This is a genomic window from Azospirillum sp. A29 (assembly GCF_042604625.1).
GTDB classification, from domain to species: domain Bacteria; phylum Pseudomonadota; class Alphaproteobacteria; order Azospirillales; family Azospirillaceae; genus Azospirillum; species Azospirillum palustre.
The window spans coordinates 1,796,042-1,815,576 of record NZ_CP170466.1 but is presented as its reverse complement, the minus strand read 5'-3'; the positions used below and the strand labels follow the sequence as shown (position 1 = coordinate 1,815,576).

The 19,535-nt window shown below is 68.2% G+C and carries 23 protein-coding genes; 20 read left to right on the top strand and 3 right to left on the bottom strand.

The window, feature by feature from the left end; genetic code table 11:
• Positions 1-16: 16 nt before the first annotated feature.
• From infB to pnp, 7 genes are all read left to right on the top strand, one after another.
• Positions 17-2,899, top strand: a complete 2,883-nt coding sequence (infB, locus tag ABNQ38_RS23570; RefSeq protein ID WP_377808302.1) for a translation initiation factor IF-2 — start codon at positions 17-19, stop codon at positions 2,897-2,899.
• A gap of 110 nt (positions 2,900-3,009) precedes the next feature.
• Positions 3,010-3,339: a type II toxin-antitoxin system Phd/YefM family antitoxin gene (locus ABNQ38_RS23565; protein WP_377808301.1), complete on the top strand. Its 330-nt coding sequence runs from the start codon at positions 3,010-3,012 to the stop codon at positions 3,337-3,339.
• Positions 3,336-3,713, top strand: coding sequence for a type II toxin-antitoxin system VapC family toxin (locus ABNQ38_RS23560; RefSeq protein ID WP_377808300.1), 378 nt, complete (start codon positions 3,336-3,338; stop codon positions 3,711-3,713). The genes ABNQ38_RS23565 and ABNQ38_RS23560 overlap by 4 nt, the downstream gene beginning before the upstream one ends.
• Before the next feature lie 49 nt (positions 3,714-3,762).
• Positions 3,763-4,365: a 30S ribosome-binding factor RbfA gene (gene rbfA / locus ABNQ38_RS23555; RefSeq protein ID WP_377808298.1), complete on the top strand. Its 603-nt coding sequence runs from the start codon at positions 3,763-3,765 to the stop codon at positions 4,363-4,365.
• On the top strand, positions 4,355-5,296 hold the full coding sequence (gene truB, locus ABNQ38_RS23550; protein ID WP_377808297.1) for a tRNA pseudouridine(55) synthase TruB: 942 nt from the start codon (positions 4,355-4,357) through the stop codon (positions 5,294-5,296). The genes rbfA and truB overlap by 11 nt, the downstream gene beginning before the upstream one ends.
• 14 nt (positions 5,297-5,310) lie before the next feature.
• Entirely contained in the window at positions 5,311-5,580 is a 270-nt protein-coding gene (rpsO, locus tag ABNQ38_RS23545) for a 30S ribosomal protein S15 (RefSeq protein WP_063635662.1), read from the top strand.
• 347 nt (positions 5,581-5,927) lie between these two features.
• Positions 5,928-8,039 (top strand): polyribonucleotide nucleotidyltransferase, encoded by a 2,112-nt coding sequence (pnp, locus tag ABNQ38_RS23540; protein WP_098740921.1) that lies wholly within the window; start codon positions 5,928-5,930, stop codon positions 8,037-8,039.
• A gap of 107 nt (positions 8,040-8,146) precedes the next feature.
• On the opposite strand, the gene ABNQ38_RS23535 is transcribed toward pnp, so the two are convergent.
• Together ABNQ38_RS23535 and ABNQ38_RS23530 are read right to left on the bottom strand one after the other, a co-directional pair.
• The gene (locus ABNQ38_RS23535; RefSeq protein ID WP_377808296.1) at positions 8,147-8,680 is read right to left on the bottom strand and encodes a PIN domain-containing protein; all 534 of its coding nucleotides are present in this window, start codon (positions 8,678-8,680) and stop codon (positions 8,147-8,149) included.
• Between the two features lie 13 nt (positions 8,681-8,693).
• Complete coding sequence (locus tag ABNQ38_RS23530; protein ID WP_377808295.1) at positions 8,694-9,044, bottom strand: hypothetical protein; 351 nt, start codon at positions 9,042-9,044, stop codon at positions 8,694-8,696.
• 123 nt (positions 9,045-9,167) lie between these two features.
• Here ABNQ38_RS23530 and ABNQ38_RS23525 point away from each other — a divergent pair, with 123 nt between their 5' ends.
• The 13 genes from ABNQ38_RS23525 (at position 9,168) to ABNQ38_RS23465 (ending at position 19,137) form a co-directional block, all read left to right on the top strand.
• Positions 9,168-9,860: a helix-turn-helix transcriptional regulator gene (locus tag ABNQ38_RS23525; protein ID WP_377808294.1), complete on the top strand. Its 693-nt coding sequence runs from the start codon at positions 9,168-9,170 to the stop codon at positions 9,858-9,860.
• A gap of 116 nt (positions 9,861-9,976) precedes the next feature.
• On the top strand, positions 9,977-10,411 hold the full coding sequence (locus ABNQ38_RS23520) for a VOC family protein (RefSeq protein WP_377808293.1): 435 nt from the start codon (positions 9,977-9,979) through the stop codon (positions 10,409-10,411).
• The gene (locus tag ABNQ38_RS23515) at positions 10,408-10,878 is read left to right on the top strand and encodes an EVE domain-containing protein (RefSeq protein WP_377808292.1); all 471 of its coding nucleotides are present in this window, start codon (positions 10,408-10,410) and stop codon (positions 10,876-10,878) included. Before ABNQ38_RS23520 ends, ABNQ38_RS23515 begins: the two co-directional genes overlap by 4 nt.
• A 235-nt stretch (positions 10,879-11,113) precedes the next feature.
• The gene (locus ABNQ38_RS23510; RefSeq protein ID WP_098740918.1) at positions 11,114-11,872 is read left to right on the top strand and encodes a heme ABC transporter permease; all 759 of its coding nucleotides are present in this window, start codon (positions 11,114-11,116) and stop codon (positions 11,870-11,872) included.
• Positions 11,873-11,877: 5 nt separating this feature from the next.
• Positions 11,878-12,123, top strand: coding sequence for a heme exporter protein CcmD (ccmD, locus tag ABNQ38_RS23505; RefSeq protein ID WP_377808290.1), 246 nt, complete (start codon positions 11,878-11,880; stop codon positions 12,121-12,123).
• Positions 12,120-12,584, top strand: a complete 465-nt coding sequence (gene ccmE, locus ABNQ38_RS23500; RefSeq protein WP_098740916.1) for a cytochrome c maturation protein CcmE — start codon at positions 12,120-12,122, stop codon at positions 12,582-12,584. Before ccmD ends, ccmE begins: the two co-directional genes overlap by 4 nt.
• Before the next feature lie 7 nt (positions 12,585-12,591).
• Positions 12,592-14,598: a heme lyase CcmF/NrfE family subunit gene (locus ABNQ38_RS23495; RefSeq protein ID WP_377808289.1), complete on the top strand. Its 2,007-nt coding sequence runs from the start codon at positions 12,592-12,594 to the stop codon at positions 14,596-14,598.
• Positions 14,599-14,611: 13 nt separating this feature from the next.
• Positions 14,612-15,181, top strand: coding sequence for a DsbE family thiol:disulfide interchange protein (locus ABNQ38_RS23490; RefSeq protein WP_377808288.1), 570 nt, complete (start codon positions 14,612-14,614; stop codon positions 15,179-15,181).
• Entirely contained in the window at positions 15,181-15,663 is a 483-nt protein-coding gene (locus ABNQ38_RS23485; protein ID WP_377808287.1) for a cytochrome c-type biogenesis protein, read from the top strand. Before ABNQ38_RS23490 ends, ABNQ38_RS23485 begins: the two co-directional genes overlap by 1 nt.
• A complete protein-coding gene (gene ccmI, locus ABNQ38_RS23480) occupies positions 15,663-17,099 on the top strand; it encodes a c-type cytochrome biogenesis protein CcmI (protein ID WP_377808286.1) in 1,437 nt (478 codons plus the stop codon). The genes ABNQ38_RS23485 and ccmI overlap by 1 nt, the downstream gene beginning before the upstream one ends.
• Before the next feature lie 51 nt (positions 17,100-17,150).
• Complete coding sequence (locus ABNQ38_RS23475; protein ID WP_377808285.1) at positions 17,151-17,987, top strand: shikimate 5-dehydrogenase; 837 nt, start codon at positions 17,151-17,153, stop codon at positions 17,985-17,987.
• Positions 17,988-18,138: 151 nt separating this feature from the next.
• Positions 18,139-18,714 carry a Smr/MutS family protein gene (locus ABNQ38_RS23470; protein WP_377808283.1) on the top strand — a complete coding sequence of 192 codons (576 nt, stop codon included), beginning with the start codon at positions 18,139-18,141 and terminating at the stop codon, positions 18,712-18,714.
• Positions 18,715-18,738: 24 nt separating this feature from the next.
• Positions 18,739-19,137, top strand: a complete 399-nt coding sequence (locus ABNQ38_RS23465; protein ID WP_109052241.1) for a helix-turn-helix transcriptional regulator — start codon at positions 18,739-18,741, stop codon at positions 19,135-19,137.
• Positions 19,138-19,158: 21 nt separating this feature from the next.
• Here ABNQ38_RS23465 and ABNQ38_RS23460 read toward each other — a convergent pair whose 3' ends face one another.
• Positions 19,159-19,527: a histidine triad nucleotide-binding protein gene (locus tag ABNQ38_RS23460; protein WP_377808282.1), complete on the bottom strand. Its 369-nt coding sequence runs from the start codon at positions 19,525-19,527 to the stop codon at positions 19,159-19,161.
• Between the last annotated feature and the right edge of the window lie 8 nt (positions 19,528-19,535).

The window sequence follows — 19,535 nt, the reverse complement described above, 5'->3', positions numbered from 1 at the left end:
GACCATTCGGGAACCGATGACCGACAGCAACGACCAGGACCAGAAAAAAGTCTTGCACCTAACCGGCGCCAGCAAAGGAAAGCTGGAGTCGAAGAAGCCGGTCGAGACCCAGGTCCGGCAGAGCTTCTCCCATGGCCGGTCAAAAGCGGTGACCGTAGAGGTCAAGCGCAAGCGTCATGTTGAAAAGGGCGCCGTGCCCGGCGTTGCCGACGGCGGCGCCGCTGCGCGTCAAGCTGCCCAAGGCCTGCCGATGCGCGGCGCACAGGGCCAGCGCCCCCGTGGCGGCGGTGCCCCTGCCGGGCGCCAGCTGACCCGCGAGGAGCTGGAATCCCGCCTGCGCGCACTCCGTGGCGCCGCCGCGTTCGAAGAGCAGCGCCGGATCGACGCCGAAGAGGAAGTGGCCCGGGCCGAAGCCCGCGCCGCCGAGGCCGAAGCCCGCGCCGCCCAGGCCGCCGAGGATGAGGCCGCCGCTCCGACCGCCCCCTCCGAAGCCGCTGCTCCGGCCGCCGCCGCCCCGTCCGACGCTTCCGCGCCGGCCGCGCCGGAAATGCCGCCGATCATCCTGGATGCCGAGACCTTGCGCCAGCGCGAGCTGGACGAGATGCGCGCCATCCAGGAAGAGGATCGCAAGATCGCCGCCGAGGCCGAACGCCGCCGCAAGGAGGAAGAGGCCAAGCGCAAGGAAGCTGAGGACGCCAAGCGTCGCGACGCCGAGCCGGCCCCGCGCCGCGACGGTGCCCGCGATGGCGCCCGCGACGGTGCGGGCCGTGACGGCGCGCGTCCGGCCGGTGCCCGTCCGGCCGGCGACCAGCGCCCCGGCGGCGCGACCGCCCGTCCCGCCGCCGACACCGCCCCCGGCCGCACCCCGCCGGGCGTCGGCGCCCCGCCGGCCCGCGCCGAGGAAGAGGACGACAACCGCCGCAAGGGTGGTCGTGGCGGCGCCCCGGCCAAGGCCGCGCCGGCCCGTCCGGCCGCCAAGGCTCCCGTCGGCGCCGACCGCCGCAAGGGCACCAAGCTGACCGTCTCGCAGGCGCTCAGCGACGACGGCAGCGACCGCACCCGGTCGCTGGCCGCGGTGCGCCGTGCCCGCGAGCGTGAACGCCTGCGCCAGATGAGCCGTCAGGAGACCGCCAAGGTCACCCGCGACGTCGTCCTGCCGGAGGTCATCACCGTCCAGGAGCTGGCCAACCGCATGGCCGAGCGTGGCGCCGACGTCATCAAGGCGCTGATGCGCATGGGCGTGATGGCGACCATCAACCAGACCATCGACGCCGACACTGCCGAGCTGCTGATCACCGAGTTCGGCCACCGCGTCCGCCGCGTGTCGGAGTCCGACGTCGAGATCGGCCTGCGTGCCACCGAGGAAGAGGGCGCCGTCCTGGTGCCGCGTCCGCCGGTCGTCACCATCATGGGCCACGTCGACCACGGCAAGACCTCGCTGCTCGACGCGCTGCGCCAGACCGACGTGGTGTCGGGCGAGGCCGGCGGCATCACCCAGCACATCGGCGCCTATCAGGTGCAGCTGGAGTCGGGTGCGAAGATCACCTTCATCGACACGCCGGGTCACGCCGCCTTCACCGAGATGCGTGCCCGCGGCGCCAACGTCACCGACGTGGTCGTGCTGGTGGTCGCCGCCAACGACGGCGTCATGCCGCAGACGATCGAGGCCATCCGCCACGCCAAGGCGGCCAAGGTTCCGATCATCGTCGCCATCAACAAGTGCGACCTGCCCGATGCCAAGCCGGAGCGCGTCCGCCAGGAACTGCTCCAGCACGAGCTGGTGGTCGAGGAGATGGGCGGCGACGTGCTCGACGTCGAAGTGTCGGCCAAGGCCAAGCGCAACCTGAGCAAGCTGGAAGAGGCCATCCTCCTCCAGGCCGAAATCCTGGAGCTGCGGGCCAACCCCGAGCGTGCCGCCGAAGGCGTCGTCATCGAGGCGAAGCTGGAGCGTGGCCGCGGTTCGGTCGCCACCGTGCTGGTCCAGCGCGGCACGCTGAAGGTCGGCGACGTGTTCGTCACCGGTGCCGAGTGGGGCCGCGTCCGCGCCCTGATCAACGACCGCGGCCAGAACGTCAACGAGGCGGCCCCGGCCGTCCCGGTCGAGGTTCTGGGCCTGAACGGCACGCCGATGGCCGGCGACGACTTCTCCGTCGTCGAGTCCGAGGCCCGTGCCCGCGAGATCGCCGAGTTCCGCCAGCGCAAGAAGCGCGAAGCGGCGGTGGCGGCCTCGGCCCGCGGTTCGCTGCAGGACATGTTCAGCCGCATCCAGGCCGGCGAGGCCAAGGAACTGCCGGTCGTCATCAAGGGTGACGTGCAGGGCTCGATCGAAGCCATCGCCAGCTCGCTGGAGAAGCTCACGGCCGAGAACACCGAGGTCAAGGTCCGCGTCCTGCACAACTCGGTCGGTGCGATCAACGAGTCCGACATCACGCTGGCCAATGCGTCCAACGCGATGATCATCGGCTTCAACGTCCGCGCCAACCCGCAGGCCCGCGACCTCGCCAAGCGCGACGGCGTCGAAATCCGCTACTACTCGATCATCTACAACGTGATCGACGACGTGAAGGCGGCGCTGACCGGTCTGTTGTCTCCGACGCTGCGGGAACGCTTCATCGGCTACGCGACCATCCGCGAGGTGTTCAACATCACGAAGGTCGGCAAGGTCGCCGGTTGTATGGTCACGCAGGGCACCGTCAAGCGTGGCGCCGGCGTCCGCCTGCTGCGCGACAACGTCGTCATTCACGAAGGCACGCTCAAGACGCTCAAGCGCTTCAAGGACGAGGTCAAGGACGTCCGCGAGGGTTACGAGTGCGGCATGGCCTTCGAGAACTACGACAACATCCAGGCCGGCGATCAGATCGAAGCCTTCGAGATCGACGAAATCGCTCGCGAGCTTTGAGACCGACGGTCCGCCCGGCCCCTTCCGGTGTTTTACCGGACGGGGCCGGGCGGTTCGTTTTTCCGGATGTTTTCCGGACGAGGGAGTAAAGCCTACCTGGAGGTGACGCTATGGACCGTATTCCACTGTCCGAAGCCGATGGGCACATGGCTGAACTGATCGACCGCGTGGTGAATGGCGAGGAAATCGTCATCATTCGCAACGGGAAACCGGCGGTGAAGCTGGTGCCCATTGCAGAGACGACCGGCGTCTCCAGTGCGGCTCGTCCGCGACTGCTCGGCATTGCCAGGGGAAAAATCCAGGTTGCCGAGGATTTCGATGAAACGCCGGATTGGCTGATCGATGCCTTCCATGGCATCGATGCGGACAAGCCGCTGCCGGACACGGTGCTGCGTGACATCGACTCTGCAAAGGCTCGACGTGCGAAATCAGGCCAATGAAGCTGCTGCTCGACTCTCTTGTCCTGCTGTGGGTTCTGGACACGCCCGAACGATTGCCTCCACTCGTGCATGACATGGTTTCCGATCCGACCATCACAGTCCTGGTCAGCATTGCGTCGCTTTGGGAACTGCGCATCAAAGCGTTGAACGGAAAGTTGGAGGCGCCGGACGATTTGTCCGAATTGGCTTTGGCAAGCGGCTTTTCGCTGCTGCCTATCGAAGTTCGTCACATCGGCCAATTGGAAAAGCTTCCGAACCACCACCGTGACCCTTTCGACCGGATGCTGATCGCCCAGACCCAGGCCGATGGCCTGACGCTGGTGAGCGCCGACCGAACCATCAGACTTTACGACGTGCCCGTTCTCTGGTCCTGACACCGGTCAGGCCGCCGCGGGCGCCAGACATCGACGAAAGACACGTACCATGGCCAGCAAGAAGCGCGGCGCGTTCATCGCCGGCAAGCCCCCGTCCCAACGGCAACTGCGCGTCGGCGAGGAGGTGCGTCACGCCCTTGCCGACCTGTTCCGCCGCGGGGACTTCCACGATCCGGAACTGGCCTCGCTGAACGTCACGGTCACCGAGGTGCGGATCAGCCCCGACCTGTCCAACGCCACCGTCTTCTATGCGACGCTGGGCGGCGAGCGGATGGAGGAGGCCCAGGTCGCGCTGAAACGGGCCGCCGCCTTCCTGCGCGGGCAGGTCGCGCGCATGGTCAACCTGCGCCACGCCCCGACGCTGAGCTTCGAGGGCGACACCTCCTTCGACTACGCCCACCGCATCGACAGCATCCTGCACAGCCCGGAGGTCGCCCGCGACCTGAGCGGCCATCCGCTGGGCCGCGTCAATGGCGACGACGACCATGACGAGGATGAGGACGATTCCTGGGACGAGGATGAGGACGGCGAGGACGAGGACCCCGACGCGGCGGACGGCGAACTGGACGGGGACGACGACCTCGACGAGGACCGCGCCATGCTCGACGACGAGGACAAGAGCGGGGAAAAGGGCGGCCGTCGTGGCTCGTAAGCGCAAGGGCACGCCGATCCATGGCTGGGTGGTGCTGGACAAGCCGGAAGGCATGACCTCCACCCAGGCGCTGTCGAAGGTGCGCCGCCTGCTGAACGCCGAGAAGGCCGGGCATGGCGGCACGCTCGACCCGCTGGCGACCGGCATCCTGCCGATCGCGCTGGGCGAGGCGACCAAGACCGTGTCCTATGCCATGGACGGTGCCAAGACCTATCGCTTCTCCATCCGCTGGGGCGAGCGCACCAGCACCGACGACCGCGAGGGCGAGGTGATCGCCCGCTCGGACCACCGTCCGTCGACCGACGAAATCCGCGCCGCCCTGCCCGCCTTCCTGGGCGAGATCCAGCAGGTCCCGCCGCAGTTCTGCGCCATCAAGATAGACGGCGAGCGCGCCTATGACATCGCGCGCGAAGGCGATGCAGTCGATCTGGCCGCCCGCACCGTGCGCATCGACCGCTTCGAGCTGGTCGAGGAACCCGACGCCGACCATGCGGTGTTCGAGGTCGATTGCGGCAAGGGCACCTATGTCCGCTCGCTGGCCCGCGACCTGTCGGAGGCGCTCGGCACGGTCGGCCATGTCGGGCTTCTGCGCCGCCTGCGCGTCGGCTCCTTCACGCTGGACCGGGCGATTTCCCTGGACGAACTGGCCGCCATGGAGCAAGGTGCGGCCGTCGAACGACTTCTGTTGCCGATCGAGACCGCGCTGGACGACATCCCGGCGCTGGCCCTGACGGAAGCGGAAGCGCACCGACTGAGGCACGGCCAGACGGTCGCTCTCCTCACCCGGCAGGATCGTGAACGGCTGATGGCGGTTCAGGGTGCTGACGGTGGGGACGGCACCGTTATTGCGCTTTTCGGCGGAACGCCGGTGGCGTTGGCCCGTGTCGAGGGGGCGGAGGTCCGTCCGGTGCGCGTGCTCAACCTCACGTGATTTAGGAGACCCCGATGTCGATTACGCCCGAGCGCAAGCAAGAGCTGATCAAGGAATTTTCCCGCGGCACCAACGACACCGGTTCGCCCGAGGTCCAGGTGTCGATCCTGACGGAGCGCATCAGCAACCTGACGGATCACCTGAAGGGCCACAAGAAGGACTTCCACTCCCGTCGTGGTCTGCTGGTGATGGTCGGTCAGCGCCGCCGTCTGCTCGACTACCTGAAGAAGAAGGATCAGTCGCGCTACGCCGCTCTGATCGAGCGTCTGGGCCTGCGCCGCTAAGCTGCGCCGTCCCGCTGACGGGTTCGGGTTCCCCTGGCCGGCCACCGGCCGGGGGTTTCCCACCGGAACAGCGGAACATGGCAAGTCTTCGTTCACCTGTACCGTTTCGGAACACCTCATTGGTTATTGGCAATAGAAACTCGATCTTGAGCGTTTCGTGATGGACAGGCCGGCCCGTTTATTCGGGGACCGGCCTTTTTTGCATCCGCAGCGCCTCTACCTCGATTGATTTGGTCCTGTTGTCGAACACCGTATCTCCAGTTTTCTCGCGGGGTCCTACGACCGATGGCCCCGGCCTTGGGCGGCAATCCGGCCGTTCCAGGGTGTCGGATGGAAGGAAAGAATCCATGTTTACTGTTCATCGCAAGGAAATCGAGTGGGGCGGCCGCAAGCTGGTCCTGGAAACGGGCAAGATCGCCCGTCAGGCCAACGGCGCGGTTCTGGTCACCTATGGTGACACCACCGTCCTGTGCACCGCCGTCGCCGCCAAGGCGCCGAAGCCGGGCATCGATTTCTTCCCGCTGACCGTCAATTACCAGGAAAAGGCGTTCGCGGCCGGCAAGATCCCCGGCGGCTTCTTCAAGCGCGAAGGCCGTCCGACCGAGAAGGAAACGCTGGTCAGCCGCCTGATCGACCGTCCGATCCGTCCGCTGTTCGCCGATGGCTTCCGCAACGAGACGCAGGTCGTCTGCACCGTGCTGAGCCACGATCTGGAGAACGATCCGGACATCGTCGCGATGGTCGGCGCCTCGGCCGCGCTGACGATCTCCGGCATCCCGTTCCTGGGTCCGATCGCCGCCGCCCGCGTCGGCTACAAGAACGGCCAGTACATCCTGAACCCGACCCGGGACGAGGTCGGCGACAGCGACCTGGATCTGGTCGTCGCCGGCACCGTCGAAGGCGTGCTGATGGTCGAATCGGAAGCCAAGGAGCTGACCGAAGAGGTCATGCTGGGCGCCGTCATGTTCGGCCACACCAACTTCCAGCCGGTGATCAACCTGATCATCGACCTGGCCGAGGAAGCCGCCAAGGAGCCGTGGGACCTGCCGGAGCCGGCCTATGACCGCAAGGCCCTGAAGGCCCGCCTGCGCGAGACCGTCGGCGCCGCCGTCGAGGCCGCCTATACCGAGACGGTCAAGCAGTCGCGTTACGAGAAAGTCGGCGCCGCCAAGGCGAAGGCGCTCGAGACGCTGGCCGAGGAATTCGACGCCCAGTCGATCGGGTTCGAGTTCAAGGAGCTGGAAGCCGACATCCTGCGCGGCGCCGTCCTGAAGACCGGCCGCCGCATCGACGGCCGCGACACCAAGACCGTGCGCCCGATCGTGTCGGAAGTCGGCATCCTGCCGCGCGCCCACGGCTCGGCCCTGTTCACCCGCGGCGAGACCCAGGCGCTGGTCGTCACCACGCTGGGCACCAGCCAGGACGAGCAGATCATCGACGCGCTCGAGGGCGAGTACCGCGAGCACTTCATGCTGCACTACAACTTCCCCCCGTACTCGGTGGGTGAAGCCGGCCGCATGGGCAGCCCGGGCCGCCGCGAGATCGGCCACGGCAAGCTGGCGTGGCGCGCCATCCACCCGCTGCTGCCGAAGAAGGAAGACTTCCCCTACACGCTGCGCGTCGTGTCGGAAGTCACCGAGTCCAACGGCTCCTCCTCGATGGCCACCGTCTGCGGCACCTCGCTGTCGCTGATGGACGCCGGCGCGCCGCTGATCCGTCCGGTCGCCGGCATCGCGATGGGCCTGATCAAGGAAGACCACGGCTTCGCTGTCCTGTCGGACATCCTGGGTGACGAAGATCACCTGGGCGACATGGACTTCAAGGTCGCCGGCACCGAGGTCGGCGTCACCGCGCTGCAGATGGACATCAAGATCACCTCGATCACCGAGGAGATCATGAAGATCGCGCTGGGCCAGGCCAAGGACGGCCGCCTGCACATCCTGGGCGAGATGTCGAAGGCCCTGACCGGCGCCCGCGAAGGCGTCAACGAGAACGCCCCGCGCATCACCGTGATCAACATCCCGAAGGAGAAGATCCGCGACGTGATCGGCTCCGGCGGCAAGGTGATCCGCGAGATCGTCGAGCAGACCGGCGCCAAGATCGACATCGACGACGACGGCACCGTCAAGGTCTCGGCCGTCGACCAGAAGAAGTCGGACGCCGCCATCGAGTGGATCAAGGGCATCGTCGCCGAGCCGGAGATGAATGTCGTCTACACCGGCAAGGTGGTGAAGGTCGTCGATTTCGGCGCCTTCGTGAACTTCCTGGGTTCGCGTGACGGCCTCGTGCACATCTCCGAACTGGCGCAGCAGCGCGTCGGCAAGGTGTCGGACGTCGTGTCGCAGGGTGACTCGGTGAAGGTCAAGGTCATCGGCTTCGACGACCGCGGCAAGGTTAAGCTGTCGATGAAGCAGGTCGACCAGGCCACCGGCGAGGACCTGACCAAGAAGGCGGAGTGATCCGTCGGACTTGACGGCGGGACGGGATGAAACCCGCTCCCGCCGGGTCCATGAAAAAGGCGCCTTCCTGTGGGAGGGCGCCTTTTTTCTTGCGAGGTGGTTGGTCGCTATAGGACGGGCACCCGGCCGGAGCGCAGCCATTCGACGGCCCGGAACGGATGGGCGACGATCAGGCGAGCCTTCGCGGTCTCGACCAGCGCCACCCGCCCCTCCTCCAGAACCCGACCTTTCACACCGAGAAAATCGTCGAAGTTGGCGGTGACCAGCAGATGCGCTCCACCCGCGACGGCGGTGTCGACGACATGGGCATCCTCCTCATCCCGCATCGGCATCAAGCCCGTGCCGCCGAGTGTGAGATGCGGTGCCGTTCCGGCCGGACCCAGCCGGGCGTAACCGGCAATCGATTCGACCAGCAGGTCCACCGTTGGACGCGGAACGCCCCAATCCACTTCGAAGACCTTGCGCAACCGGGCCAGCATCCCCCAGGACACGACCAGTTGCAGCGGAAGATCGGCAGCCTGCCCTGCCCGAACCATGCCGACCAAAGTTTGTGAGGCCGTGGTCCTGGCACCCTTGCGGTCGGCCAGGAAAGCGGCGCACCAGATGTTCAAATCCAGGCAGATGTTCAGGACAGGCGGCATCGTTCGGATGCCGTCACTGCGTCAGACGCACGGCTTCCGCCAGCAGGTCATTTTCGTCCACGCCCTCGTCGGCGGATGGAGCCGGGACACCGGTCATCCCGCCGATGAAGCGGCGGTGCGCCACCTCCCAGTCCGCATCCAGCGTCTTCCGCGTGATGGCGCGGGTCAGGGAGTCGAGATCCTCATCCGTCCCGAGCTTTTCTATCCGGCGAAAGGCCGCCCGTGCTTCGGAGGGCAGCCGGGCGTAAAAGCGCAGCGCTGCTGCGGCGATCTGGGCGGGAGAACGGTCTTCCAGTTCGGCGATCTGTTCCACGACCCGCGCGGTTTCTTCGTCCGCATAGGCCGAGATGGTGCGGGCAGGCATGGCTTTCTCCAGAAACTGGGGTTTCTCCAGATATGATCCAACTGCAATGGACCGACAAGCGGCATTCGCGGCAACCGGGCGTCATGCTATGCAGGCCTCTCCAAACCCTACCCTTCCCCGCCGATGTCCCGCGCCGAACGTCTTCTCGATCTGATGCAGGTTCTGCGGCGGCATCGCCAGCCGGTCAGCGGCAAGTCGCTTGCCGGCGAGCTGGGGGTCAGCCTGCGCACGCTCTACCGCGACATCGCCACGCTCCAGGCGCAGGGCGCGATGATCGAGGGCGAGCCGGGGGTCGGCTATCTGCTGCGCGCCGGCTTCCTGCTGCCGCCGCTGATGTTCACCGAGGAAGAGGTCGAGGCGCTGGTGCTGGGGTCGCGCTGGGTGGTGGAGCGCGGCGACAGCCGGCTGGGCGGGGCGGCGCGCAACGCGCTCGCCAAGATCGCGGCGGTGCTGCCGCCCGACAAGCGCGAGGGGCTGGACGGCTCCACCCTGCTGGTCGGGCCGGGGGAGCCCATTCCTGCGGGAGACGCCGAACTGGCGACCATCCGCGGCGCGATCCGCGGGGAGCGCAAGCTGGAGATCGCCTATCGCGACCGCGACGGGTCGGAAAGCCGGCGCACCGTCTGGCCCTTCGCGTTGGGCTTCTTCGACCGGGTGCGGGTGATGGTGGCGTGGTGCGAGCTGCGCCAGTCCTTCCGCCATTTCCGCACCGACCGCATCCTGGCGCTGACCGCCAGCGAGACCCGGTATCCCCGCCGCCGGCAGGCGATGCTGAAGGAATGGCGCACGGCGGAGGGGATCCCGCAAAAGGGATGACTGGGGCTGACACCATGCTGACGGAAACTGTCAGCATACCCGCCTAGTCTTGGCTTTGCCGGTGAGGGCGCCGAACGGAACCGCCCCACCCCAACCGCTCAAGACCGGAGCCGACCATGACCGCGACCCAGACCGCTGCCGCCAACTCTGCCGCCGCCCTCGCCCTCGATTTCGTCCTGCTTTATGTCGACAGTCCGGCCGCCAGCGCCGCCTTCTATGCCGACCTGCTGGGTCGGCCGCCGGTGGAGGCCTCGCCCACCTTCGCCATGTTCAAGGCGGGGAACGGGCTGATGCTGGGCCTGTGGTCGCGCCACACGGTGGAGCCGGCGGCGACCGCGCCCGGCGGCGGCGAGATCGCCTTCACCGTCGCCGACGAGGCCGCGGTGCGCGACCTGCACGCCAACTGGAGCGGCCGCGGCCTGACCATCCTGCAACCGCCGACCGCGATGGATTTCGGTCATACCTTCGTTGCACAGGACCCGGACGGCCATCGCCTGCGCGTGTTCGCACCCAACCGGGAGGAAGCTCAGACGGAACAGGTGCGGTCATGAGCGGCGACGGCACGAGCACCGGCGCCCCGGTCGCAGCCTGGATCGCCGTGGCCTGCGCCGAGCATGTCCGGCGCGGACGGGCCGGCGGCTTCATGCAGGTCTGCCACGGCAAGGCGGCCCCGCTGCGGCGGATTCGGCCGGGCGACCGGGTGGTGTATTATTCCCCCACCGACAGGTTCGGGGCGGCGGACGGGCTGAAGTCCTTCACCGCCATCGGCACGATCCTGCCGGGCGAGCCCTACCGGTTCGACATGGGCGGCGGCTTCATTCCCTTCCGCCGCGACGTGTCCTGGTGGCCGGCGGAGGAGACGCCGATCCAGCCGCTGCTGGACCGGCTGGAGTTGACCGCCGGGGTGCGGAACTGGGGCTATCCCTTCCGCTTCGGCCTGCTGCCGGTCAGCCTGCGCGACTTCGACCTGATCACGGAGGCGATGCGGGTGGCGGCGCAGAAGGCGATGGCGGCCTGATCGGGGAAAGATCACCGGCGCGCGGGGGATGAAATGCCCCGCCTCCGGCGTCCCACACCAGGGAACAGGGGCGCCGCCGGAGGTCCGGGGCGCCTGATACCTTGGTGTCAGAGTACGAACGAATGGCGGATTGGCCTGACCGAGATCAAGGCGAAACCCCTCGCAGTCCGCCATACATGCGCTTATATCGTCCGCAAGCCTGACCAAGGTCATCCCGTACCGGGGCCATCGTTCCATGCATCGCTTCGCCAACCCCGCCCGCTTCCTGCGCCTGTCGGCCCTGCTGTTGCCGTGGTGCGCCGGGGCGACCGTGATCCTGACGATCCTCGGTCTGTGGTTCAGCCTGTTCAGCTCGCCGCCCGACTATCAGCAGGGCGAGACGGTGCGGATCATGTACATCCATGTTCCCGCCGCCTGGATGAGCCTGTTCGTCTACACCAACATGGCCATCGCCGCGGCGTGCGGCCTGGTGTGGAAGCACCCGCTGGCCGACCTGTTCGCCAAGGCCGCCGCCCCCATCGGCGCCGGCTTCACCTTCGTCTGCCTGGTGACCGGGTCGCTGTGGGGCGCGCCGATGTGGGGGACCTGGTGGGTGTGGGACGCCCGGCTGACCAGCGTGCTGATCCTGTTCTTCCTCTATCTCGGCTACATGGCCCTGGTGAATGCCTTCGACGATCCGCAGCGCGGCATGAAGGCGGGCAACGTCCTGCTGCTGGTCGGCATCGTCAATGTGCCGATCATCAAGTTCTCGGTCGACTGGTGGAACACGCTGCACCAGCCGGCCAGCGTCGTGCGCATGGGCGGCCCCAGCATCGACCCCAGCATGCTGACGCCGCTGCTGGTAATGGCCGGCGCCTTCACCGCCTATTTCCTGTCGGTCGTCCTGCTGCGCGTGCGCACCGAGATCGCCCAGCGCAAGATCCAGACGCTGCGCCTCTCGGTGGCAAGTGGGGTTGCCGGTGACGGTACCGTGACGGACGGGATGCGGGGGTAAGGACGATGACCGAATTTCTCCATATGGGCGGGTATGCCGCCTATGTCTGGCCGGCCTACGGCATCGCCACCATCGTCCTGCTGGGGCTGCTGGTCGCCACCTGGAAGGGGCTGCGCAACGCCGAGGCGACGCTGAAGGCGCTGGAAAGCGCGCGGCCCACCCGCCGCCGCACCCGCAACGGCTCCAACAGCACTGGCCGTAAAGCGGCCGAACAGAGCGCCGGAACGCCGGCGGAAGCGAGCGAAGGATGACCCGCAAGAAACGCCGCCTCTACATGCTGGGCCTCGCCCTTCTCGGGCTGGGTTCGGCGACCGCCCTGGCGCTGACCGCCTTCCAGGACAACATCGTCTTCTTCTACAGCCCGAGCCAGCTGCAGACGCAGCAGGTCGGCGACCGCAATTTCCGCCTGGGCGGACTGGTCGAGGAAGGCAGCGTCCAGAAGCAGCCGGACGGCGTCACCACCGCCTTCCGCGTCACCGACACCGCCCACACGGTGGACGTCCGCTACCGCGGCCAGCTGCCCGACCTGTTCCGCGAGGGCCAGGGGGTGGTGGCGGAGGGCCGGATGACCGGCGGCGTCTTCGTCGCGCGCGAGGTGCTGGCCAAGCATGACGAGAACTACATGCCGCCCGAGGTGTCGGAGGCGTTGAAGCAGGCCGGCGTCTACAAGAACCCGGCGGAGTCCGCGACGAAGACGGCGAAGAAGGAGTAGCGGACCCGTGATCCCCGAACTCGGCCATTACGCGCTGGTGCTGGCGCTGTTCGTGGCGCTGGTGCAGTCGGTGCCGCCGCTGGTCGGCGCCGCCACCCGCAACGGCGCCTGGATGAACGTCGCGGTGCCCGCGGCAATCGCCCAGATGCTGCTGGTGCTGCTGGCCTACGCGGCGCTGACCTGGGCGCATGTGGTGTCCGATTTCAGCGTGCTGAACGTGGTGCAGAACAGCCACTCGGCCAAGCCGATGCTCTACAAGGTGTCGGGCGTCTGGGGCAACCACGAGGGCTCGATGATGCTGTGGATCGTCATGCTGACGATCTTCGGCGCCGCCGTCGCCGTGTTCGGGCGCAACCTGCCGCCAACGCTGAAGGCCCGCGTGCTGGCGGTCCAGGGGCTGATCGGGGTCGGCTTCCTGCTGTTCATCCTGATCACCTCCAACCCCTTCATCCGCGTGATTCCGGCGCCCATCGACGGCAATGACCTGAACCCGCTGTTGCAGGACCCCGGCCTCGCCTTCCACCCGCCCTTCCTCTATGCCGGCTATGTCGGCTTCTCGATGGCCTTCTCCTTTGCCGTCGCCGCCTTGATCGAGGGGCGGGTCGATCCGGCCTGGGCGCGCTGGGTACGGCCCTGGACGCTGGCGGCGTGGTCGACCCTGACCATGGGCATCGCCATGGGCTCCTGGTGGGCCTATTACGAGCTGGGCTGGGGCGGCTGGTGGTACTGGGACCCGGTGGAGAACGCCTCCTTCATGCCCTGGCTGGCCGGCACCGCCCTGCTGCACTCCGCCATCGTGGTGGAGAAGCGCGACGCGCTGAAGAGCTGGACCATCCTGCTCGCCATCGTCACCTTCTCGCTGTCGCTGATGGGCACCTTCCTGGTGCGCTCCGGCATCCTGACCTCGGTCCATGCCTTCGCCGTCGATCCCAAGCGCGGCATCTTCATCCTGGTGCTGCTGGCGATCGCCACCGGCGGCTCGCTGCTGCTCTACAGCCTGCGGGCGCCGACGCTGAAGGCGGGCGGGCTGTTCGCGCCGATCAGCCGCGAAGGGGCGCTGGTGCTGAACAACCTGCTGCTGTCGACCGCGACGGCGACGGTGTTCATCGGCACGCTCTATCCGCTGTTCCTCGACATCCTGAAGCTGGGCAAGGTGTCGGTCGGCGCCCCCTTCTTCAACGCCACCTTCCTGCCGGTCGCCATCCCGATGGTGGCCGCCATGGTCGTCGGCCCCTATCTGTCCTGGAAGCGGGCGGATCTGGGGTCGGCCCTGACCCGGTTGTGGGTGGCCGGCCTCGCCGTGGTGGCCGCCGTCGCCGTCACCGCCTATGTCAAGGCGGGCAGCGGTCCGCTGCTGGCGCTGGTCGGCATCGGCCTTGCCGCCTGGGCCTTCGTCGGCTCGCTGGTGGAGTTTGCCGACCGCATCGCCCTGTTCCGCACCCCGTTCCGCAACAGCTGGAACCGCGCCGTGCACCTGCCGCGCAGCGCCTGGGGCATGACCATCGCCCATGCCTGCGTCGGCCTGTCGATCCTCGGCATGACCGGCACCTCGGCGTGGCAGACGGAATCGATCACGGCGATGAAGCCGGGCGACCGGGCCAGCGTCGCCGGCTACGAGTTCCAGTTCGACAGCGTCGGGCTGGTCGACGGCCCGAACTTCAAGGCGGAGCGCGGCGTCTTCACGGTGACGAAGGACGGCCAGCGCGTCGCCACGCTGGAGCCGGAACGCCGCAGCTACAGCACCACCCGCATGACCACCACGGAATCGGCCATCCACACCACGGTCTTCTCCGACCTGTATGTGGCGCTGGGCGACCCGACGCAGAACGGCACCGCCTGGATCGTCCGCATCTACCACCACCCGCTGGTGCCGTGGATCTGGATCGGCGGCGTCGGGATGATGCTGGGCGGGCTGGTGAGCCTGACCGACCGCCGCTTCCGCATCGGCGCGCCGGAACGCCGCCGCACGGCCGGGAAAACTGGCGGCAAGTCAGCTCCGCTGCCGGCCGAATGAGGACAAAGACACGATGCGCCGCCTTCTGTACCTGCTGCCCTTCCTGCTGTTCATCGGGGTGGGCGTCGCCTTCTTCCTGGGGTTCGAGCGCGACCCGCGCGACATCCCGTCGGCCCTGATCGACAAGCCGGCCCCGACCTTCGAGCTGCCCGCCATTCCGGGCCAGATGGTGCAGGGCCAGCCGGTCCAGGGGCAGCCAGGGGCCGGCGGCCTGTCCTCCGCCAGGCTGGCCGGCGACGTGACGCTGGTGAACGTCTTCGCCTCCTGGTGCATCCCCTGCAAGGCGGAGCATCCCGTCATCACCCGCCTGTCGCGCGAGCAGGGGGTGACGGTCTACGGCATCAACTACAAGGACAAGCCGGAGGACGCGCTGACCTGGCTGTCGCGCAACGGCAACCCCTATGCCGCCATCGGCGCCGACCAGGATGGCCGGGTATCGATCGACTGGGGCGTCTATGGCGTGCCGGAGAGCTACCTGATCGACCGCAAGGGCCGCATCCGCTTCAAGCATGTCGGCCCGCTGACCCCGCAGGTGGTGGAGGAGCAGATCCTCCCGATGGTCAAGCATCTGAGGCAGGGCTGATGAAGCGCATCCTCCTCGCCGCCCTGCTGGCGCTGTCGACGCTCTCGCCTGCCGCCCGCCCTGCCCTGGCGGTCCAACCCGACGAGGTGCTGCCGGATCCGGCGCTGGAAAACCGCGCCCGCACCATCAGCCAGGAGCTGCGCTGCCTCGTCTGCCAGAACCAGTCCATCGACGACAGCAACGCGCCGCTGGCCCGCGACCTGCGCCTTCTGGTGCGCGACCGGCTGAAGGCCGGCGACAGCGACGACAAGGTGATGGAGTACGTCACCGACCGCTACGGCGACTATGTGCTGCTGCGGCCGCCCTTCAAGGCGACCACGCTGGTGCTGTGGATCGGCCCCTTCGCCGTGCTGCTGCTGGGTGCGGCCGGCACCTTCCTGTTCCTGCGCGGGCGGCGCGGCGTTGCCGCCGGCGCCGACACCGCGCCCCTGAGCGCGGATGAGCGGCGGCGGCTGGACGCCCTGCTGCGGAAAGACGACTGATGCTGTTCTGGATTTTCGCCGCCGTCCTGACCGCGGCCGTGCTGCTGCTGATCGTGCCGCCGCTTCTGCGCACGGCCGGATCCGGCCCCGACCGGGAGGAGTTCGACCGCGAGGTCTATCGCGACCAGCTGGACGAGCTGGAGCGCGACCGCGCGCGCGGCCTGATCAACGACGCCCAGGCCGAGGCGGCCAGGGCGGAGATCGCCCGACGCATGCTGGCGACCGCCGAGAAGAGCGCCGCGACCGGCGGCGGTGTCACCCCGCGCAGCGCCCGCATTCTGGCCGTGCTGCTGGCGCTGGTGCTGCCGGTCGGCGCGCTTGCCGTCTATGGATCGGTCGGCCGCCCGGATCTGCCGGCCCAGCCGTTGGCCTCGCGCAACATCGAGCAGGAGCGCGGCGGTCCGCCGAAGAGCGTTCTGGCCGCGATGGACAAGCTGAAGGCCCAGCTGGCCGAGAATCCCAGCGACGTTCAGGGCTGGCTGATCCTGGGGCAGGCCTATGCCAAGATGGGCCGCAACGGCGATGCCGCCGATGCGCTGCGCCATGCCGTCGCCCTGAACAGGGACGATGTCGAGGTGCAGGGGCTGTTCGCCGAGACGCTGGTGTCCGCCAACGACGGCATGGTGCCGGAGGAGGCGGTGGCCGCCTTCGACGCCGTGCTGGCGAAGGAACCGAAGGACCCGCGCGCCCGCTTCTTCGCCGCGCTTGCCCGCTTCCAGGCCGGCGACCAGCAGGGGGCGCTGGACCGCTGGAGCGCGCTGATGGCGGAATCCCCCGCCGATGCGCCGTGGGTGCCGGTGGTGCGCGACCAGATCCGCGAGGCCGCGGTGGCGCTGAACCTCGACCCCGCCAAGGTCACGCCGCAGCCTCTGCCGCCGGAGCAGAAGGAACAGCAGACGGCGCAAGGCCAGCAGGGCGGGCAGCAGGCGGCGCCGAATGCACAGGGCAATGGTGCGGCCAGCGCCCAAGGGAATGGGGCGGGCCAGGACGAGATGATCCGCGGCATGGTCGCCAACCTCGCCACCCGGTTGGAGGCCGATCCGTCGGACGTCGACGGCTGGCTGAAGCTCGCCCGCTCCTACGGCGTGCTGGGCGACACCGCCAAGGCGCTGGAGGCCGCCCGCAAGGCGCGCGAACGGGCGCCGGACCGCGCCGACGTGCAGGTCGCCTACGCCAACGCCGTCTTGCAGACCCAGCCGCGCAACGAGACGCCGAAGCCCCTGCCGGAAGAGGCGACCTCCGCCCTGCGGCTGGCGCTGAAGGCGGAGCCGGACAACAAGGACGCGCTGTGGCTGCTCGGCCTCGACGCCATGATGTCGGGCCACAAGGACGAAGCCGCCGCCCATTGGGGTAAGCTGATCGCCCAGTTCAAGCCGAGCGATCCGGAATACACTCTGCTGAAAGGACGTTTGGACGCGTTGAAAGCCGGCGGCTGACCCGCCGGGCGGACAACGTCCAGAACCGGACTGCGGCAAGGAGAGGCTTGGTTGCCCCACAAGATCGACAGAGACACGCGGCTGTGCATTTCGCTCTCGGGCCGCCCGAGCAACATCGGCACGCGCTTCCATAATCACCTCTACGAAGCCCTCTCGTTGAATTACGTCTACAAGGCGTTCACCACCACGGATCTGCCGGGGGCCATCACCGGCATACGGGCGCTGAACATCCGCGGCTGCGGCGTGTCGATGCCCTTCAAGGAAGCCTGCATCCCCTTCCTCGACGAGTTGGACCCGTCGGCCGATGGCTTGCAGTCGGTCAACACCATCGTCAACGACACCGCCGAGGATGGCAGCAGCCGGCTGCGCGGCTACAACACAGACTATCTCGCGGTCCGCACGCTGCTCGACCGTCACGACGTCTCGCCCGCCCTGCCCTTCGCGCTGCGCGGCAGCGGCGGCATGGCCCGTGCGGTCGTGTGTGCGTTGCGCGATTCCGGCTTCACCAACGGCATGCTGATCGCCCGCAACGAGGCGACCGGCCGCCGGCTCGCCGACGAGTACAGCCTGCCCTGGCAGCCTGACAGCACGGGCATCGCCGAGGGATCGCTGCTGGTCAACGTGACGCCGCTCGGCATGGCCGGCGGGCCGGAGGCCGACACCCTCGCCTTCGAGCCGGCACTGATCGCATCGGCGGCGCAGGTGTTCGACGTCGTCGCCATGCCGGCCGAAACCCCGCTGATCCGCGCCGCACGGGAGGCCGGCAAGCCGGTGATCACCGGCGCCGAAGTGATCGCCCTCCAGGCACTCGAACAGTTCGTGCTCTACACCGGCGTGCGTCCGACCGACGAGCAGATCGCGGCCGCCGCCGCCTGGTCGCAGGGCTGAGCGCAGGCTTCGGCAAAGTGCCGCCTCATGGGCGGCCTTTTCGCCTGCGCCCTTTTTCTTTGCGGCGCGGCAACACACATTGACAGGGGCGGGCCGACGGGCTTTATCCGTTGGCACCGCCCTTTTCTTTGCCGCAGAAGGTTCCGCGCCGATGACCCGCAGACGACTGCCCACGCCCGACGAGCGGCGCCTGTGGCGGATCGCCATGCGCGACGCCGAACCGATGCCGGGCCGCGCGATAGAGGTGGAGCCGGAACCGCTGGCGACCATGGCGGAATTGGTGGAGGAGCCGGTGGCGACCAGCCTCGCCCCGCCGCCGACCGCAAAGCAATTCCCCGGCCCGGCCCGGCCGTCGCAGGCGGCCCATCCGCCGCTGACGCCCGGTTCGACCGCCAACATCGACCGCCGCACCGGCGACCGCTTCCGCCGTGGCGAGCTGGAGATCGACGGCCGCATCGACCTGCACGGCATGACCCAGGCGCAGGCCCACCACGCGCTCGCCGGCTTCGTCCACCGCGCCTGGAACGAGGGGCGGCGCTGCGTGCTGGTCATCACCGGCAAGGGCAGTTTCGGCAGCCTGGGCGTGCTGCGGCAGGCGACCCCCCGCTGGCTGGCGGATCCGGGCCTGCGGCCGATGGTGCTGGCGATCCAGCCGGCCCAGCCCAAGCATGGCGGCGACGGCGCACTGTATGTCTTGATCAAACGGCGGCGCGACCGTAAGGACTAGGTCCCAAACAGTCAGGGACTCCACATGACCCCGTTCGGCGAACGGGTCCGGTCGCTGCGCGACGCCAGGGGCGTGACGCTGAAGCAGATGGCGACCGACCTGTCCATCTCGTCCGCCTATCTGTCGGCGCTGGAGCATGGCAAGCGCGGCCAGCCCTCCCCCCAGCTGGTGCGGCAGATCTGCGCCTATTTCGGCATCATCTGGGACGAGGCGGAGGAGCTGGAACGGCTGGCGGATCTGTCCCACCCGCGGGTGACGGTGGACACCTCGGGCCTGAGCGCGCGGGCGACGGAACTCGCCAACCTTCTGTCGGAACGGATCGGCGATCTGGACGAGGACGGGATCGCGGCGATCCTGGCGATCCTCGATGCCGTGCCGCCGAAGAAGGGGGCACGGCGCCGGGTGGGGATGCGCCGGCGGTAGAGGCTACCGGCGCCGGGCGGCTCAGGCCTTGCCGATCATCCGCCCGAGGTCGCGGCCGGCGAACAGGTGGATGTGCAGGTGGGGCACTTCCTGATGCGCGGCCTCGCCGCAGTTGGACAGGATGCGGTAGCCGGGGCCGTCGGCGCCGACCATGCGGGCAACCTCGCCCACCGCGCGGAACAGGCCGGCGATCTCCGCCTCCGACGCCTTGGCGGTGAAGTCGTCCATGTCGATGTAGGCGCCCTTCGGGATCACCAGCACATGGGTCGGCGTCTGCGGCTCGATGTCGTGGAATGCCAGCGCATGTTCGGTTTCATGGATCTTCTTGCACGGGATTTCGCCACGCAGGATGCGGGCGAACACGTTGTTGGCGTCATAGCTCTTGGCCATCGCATGCG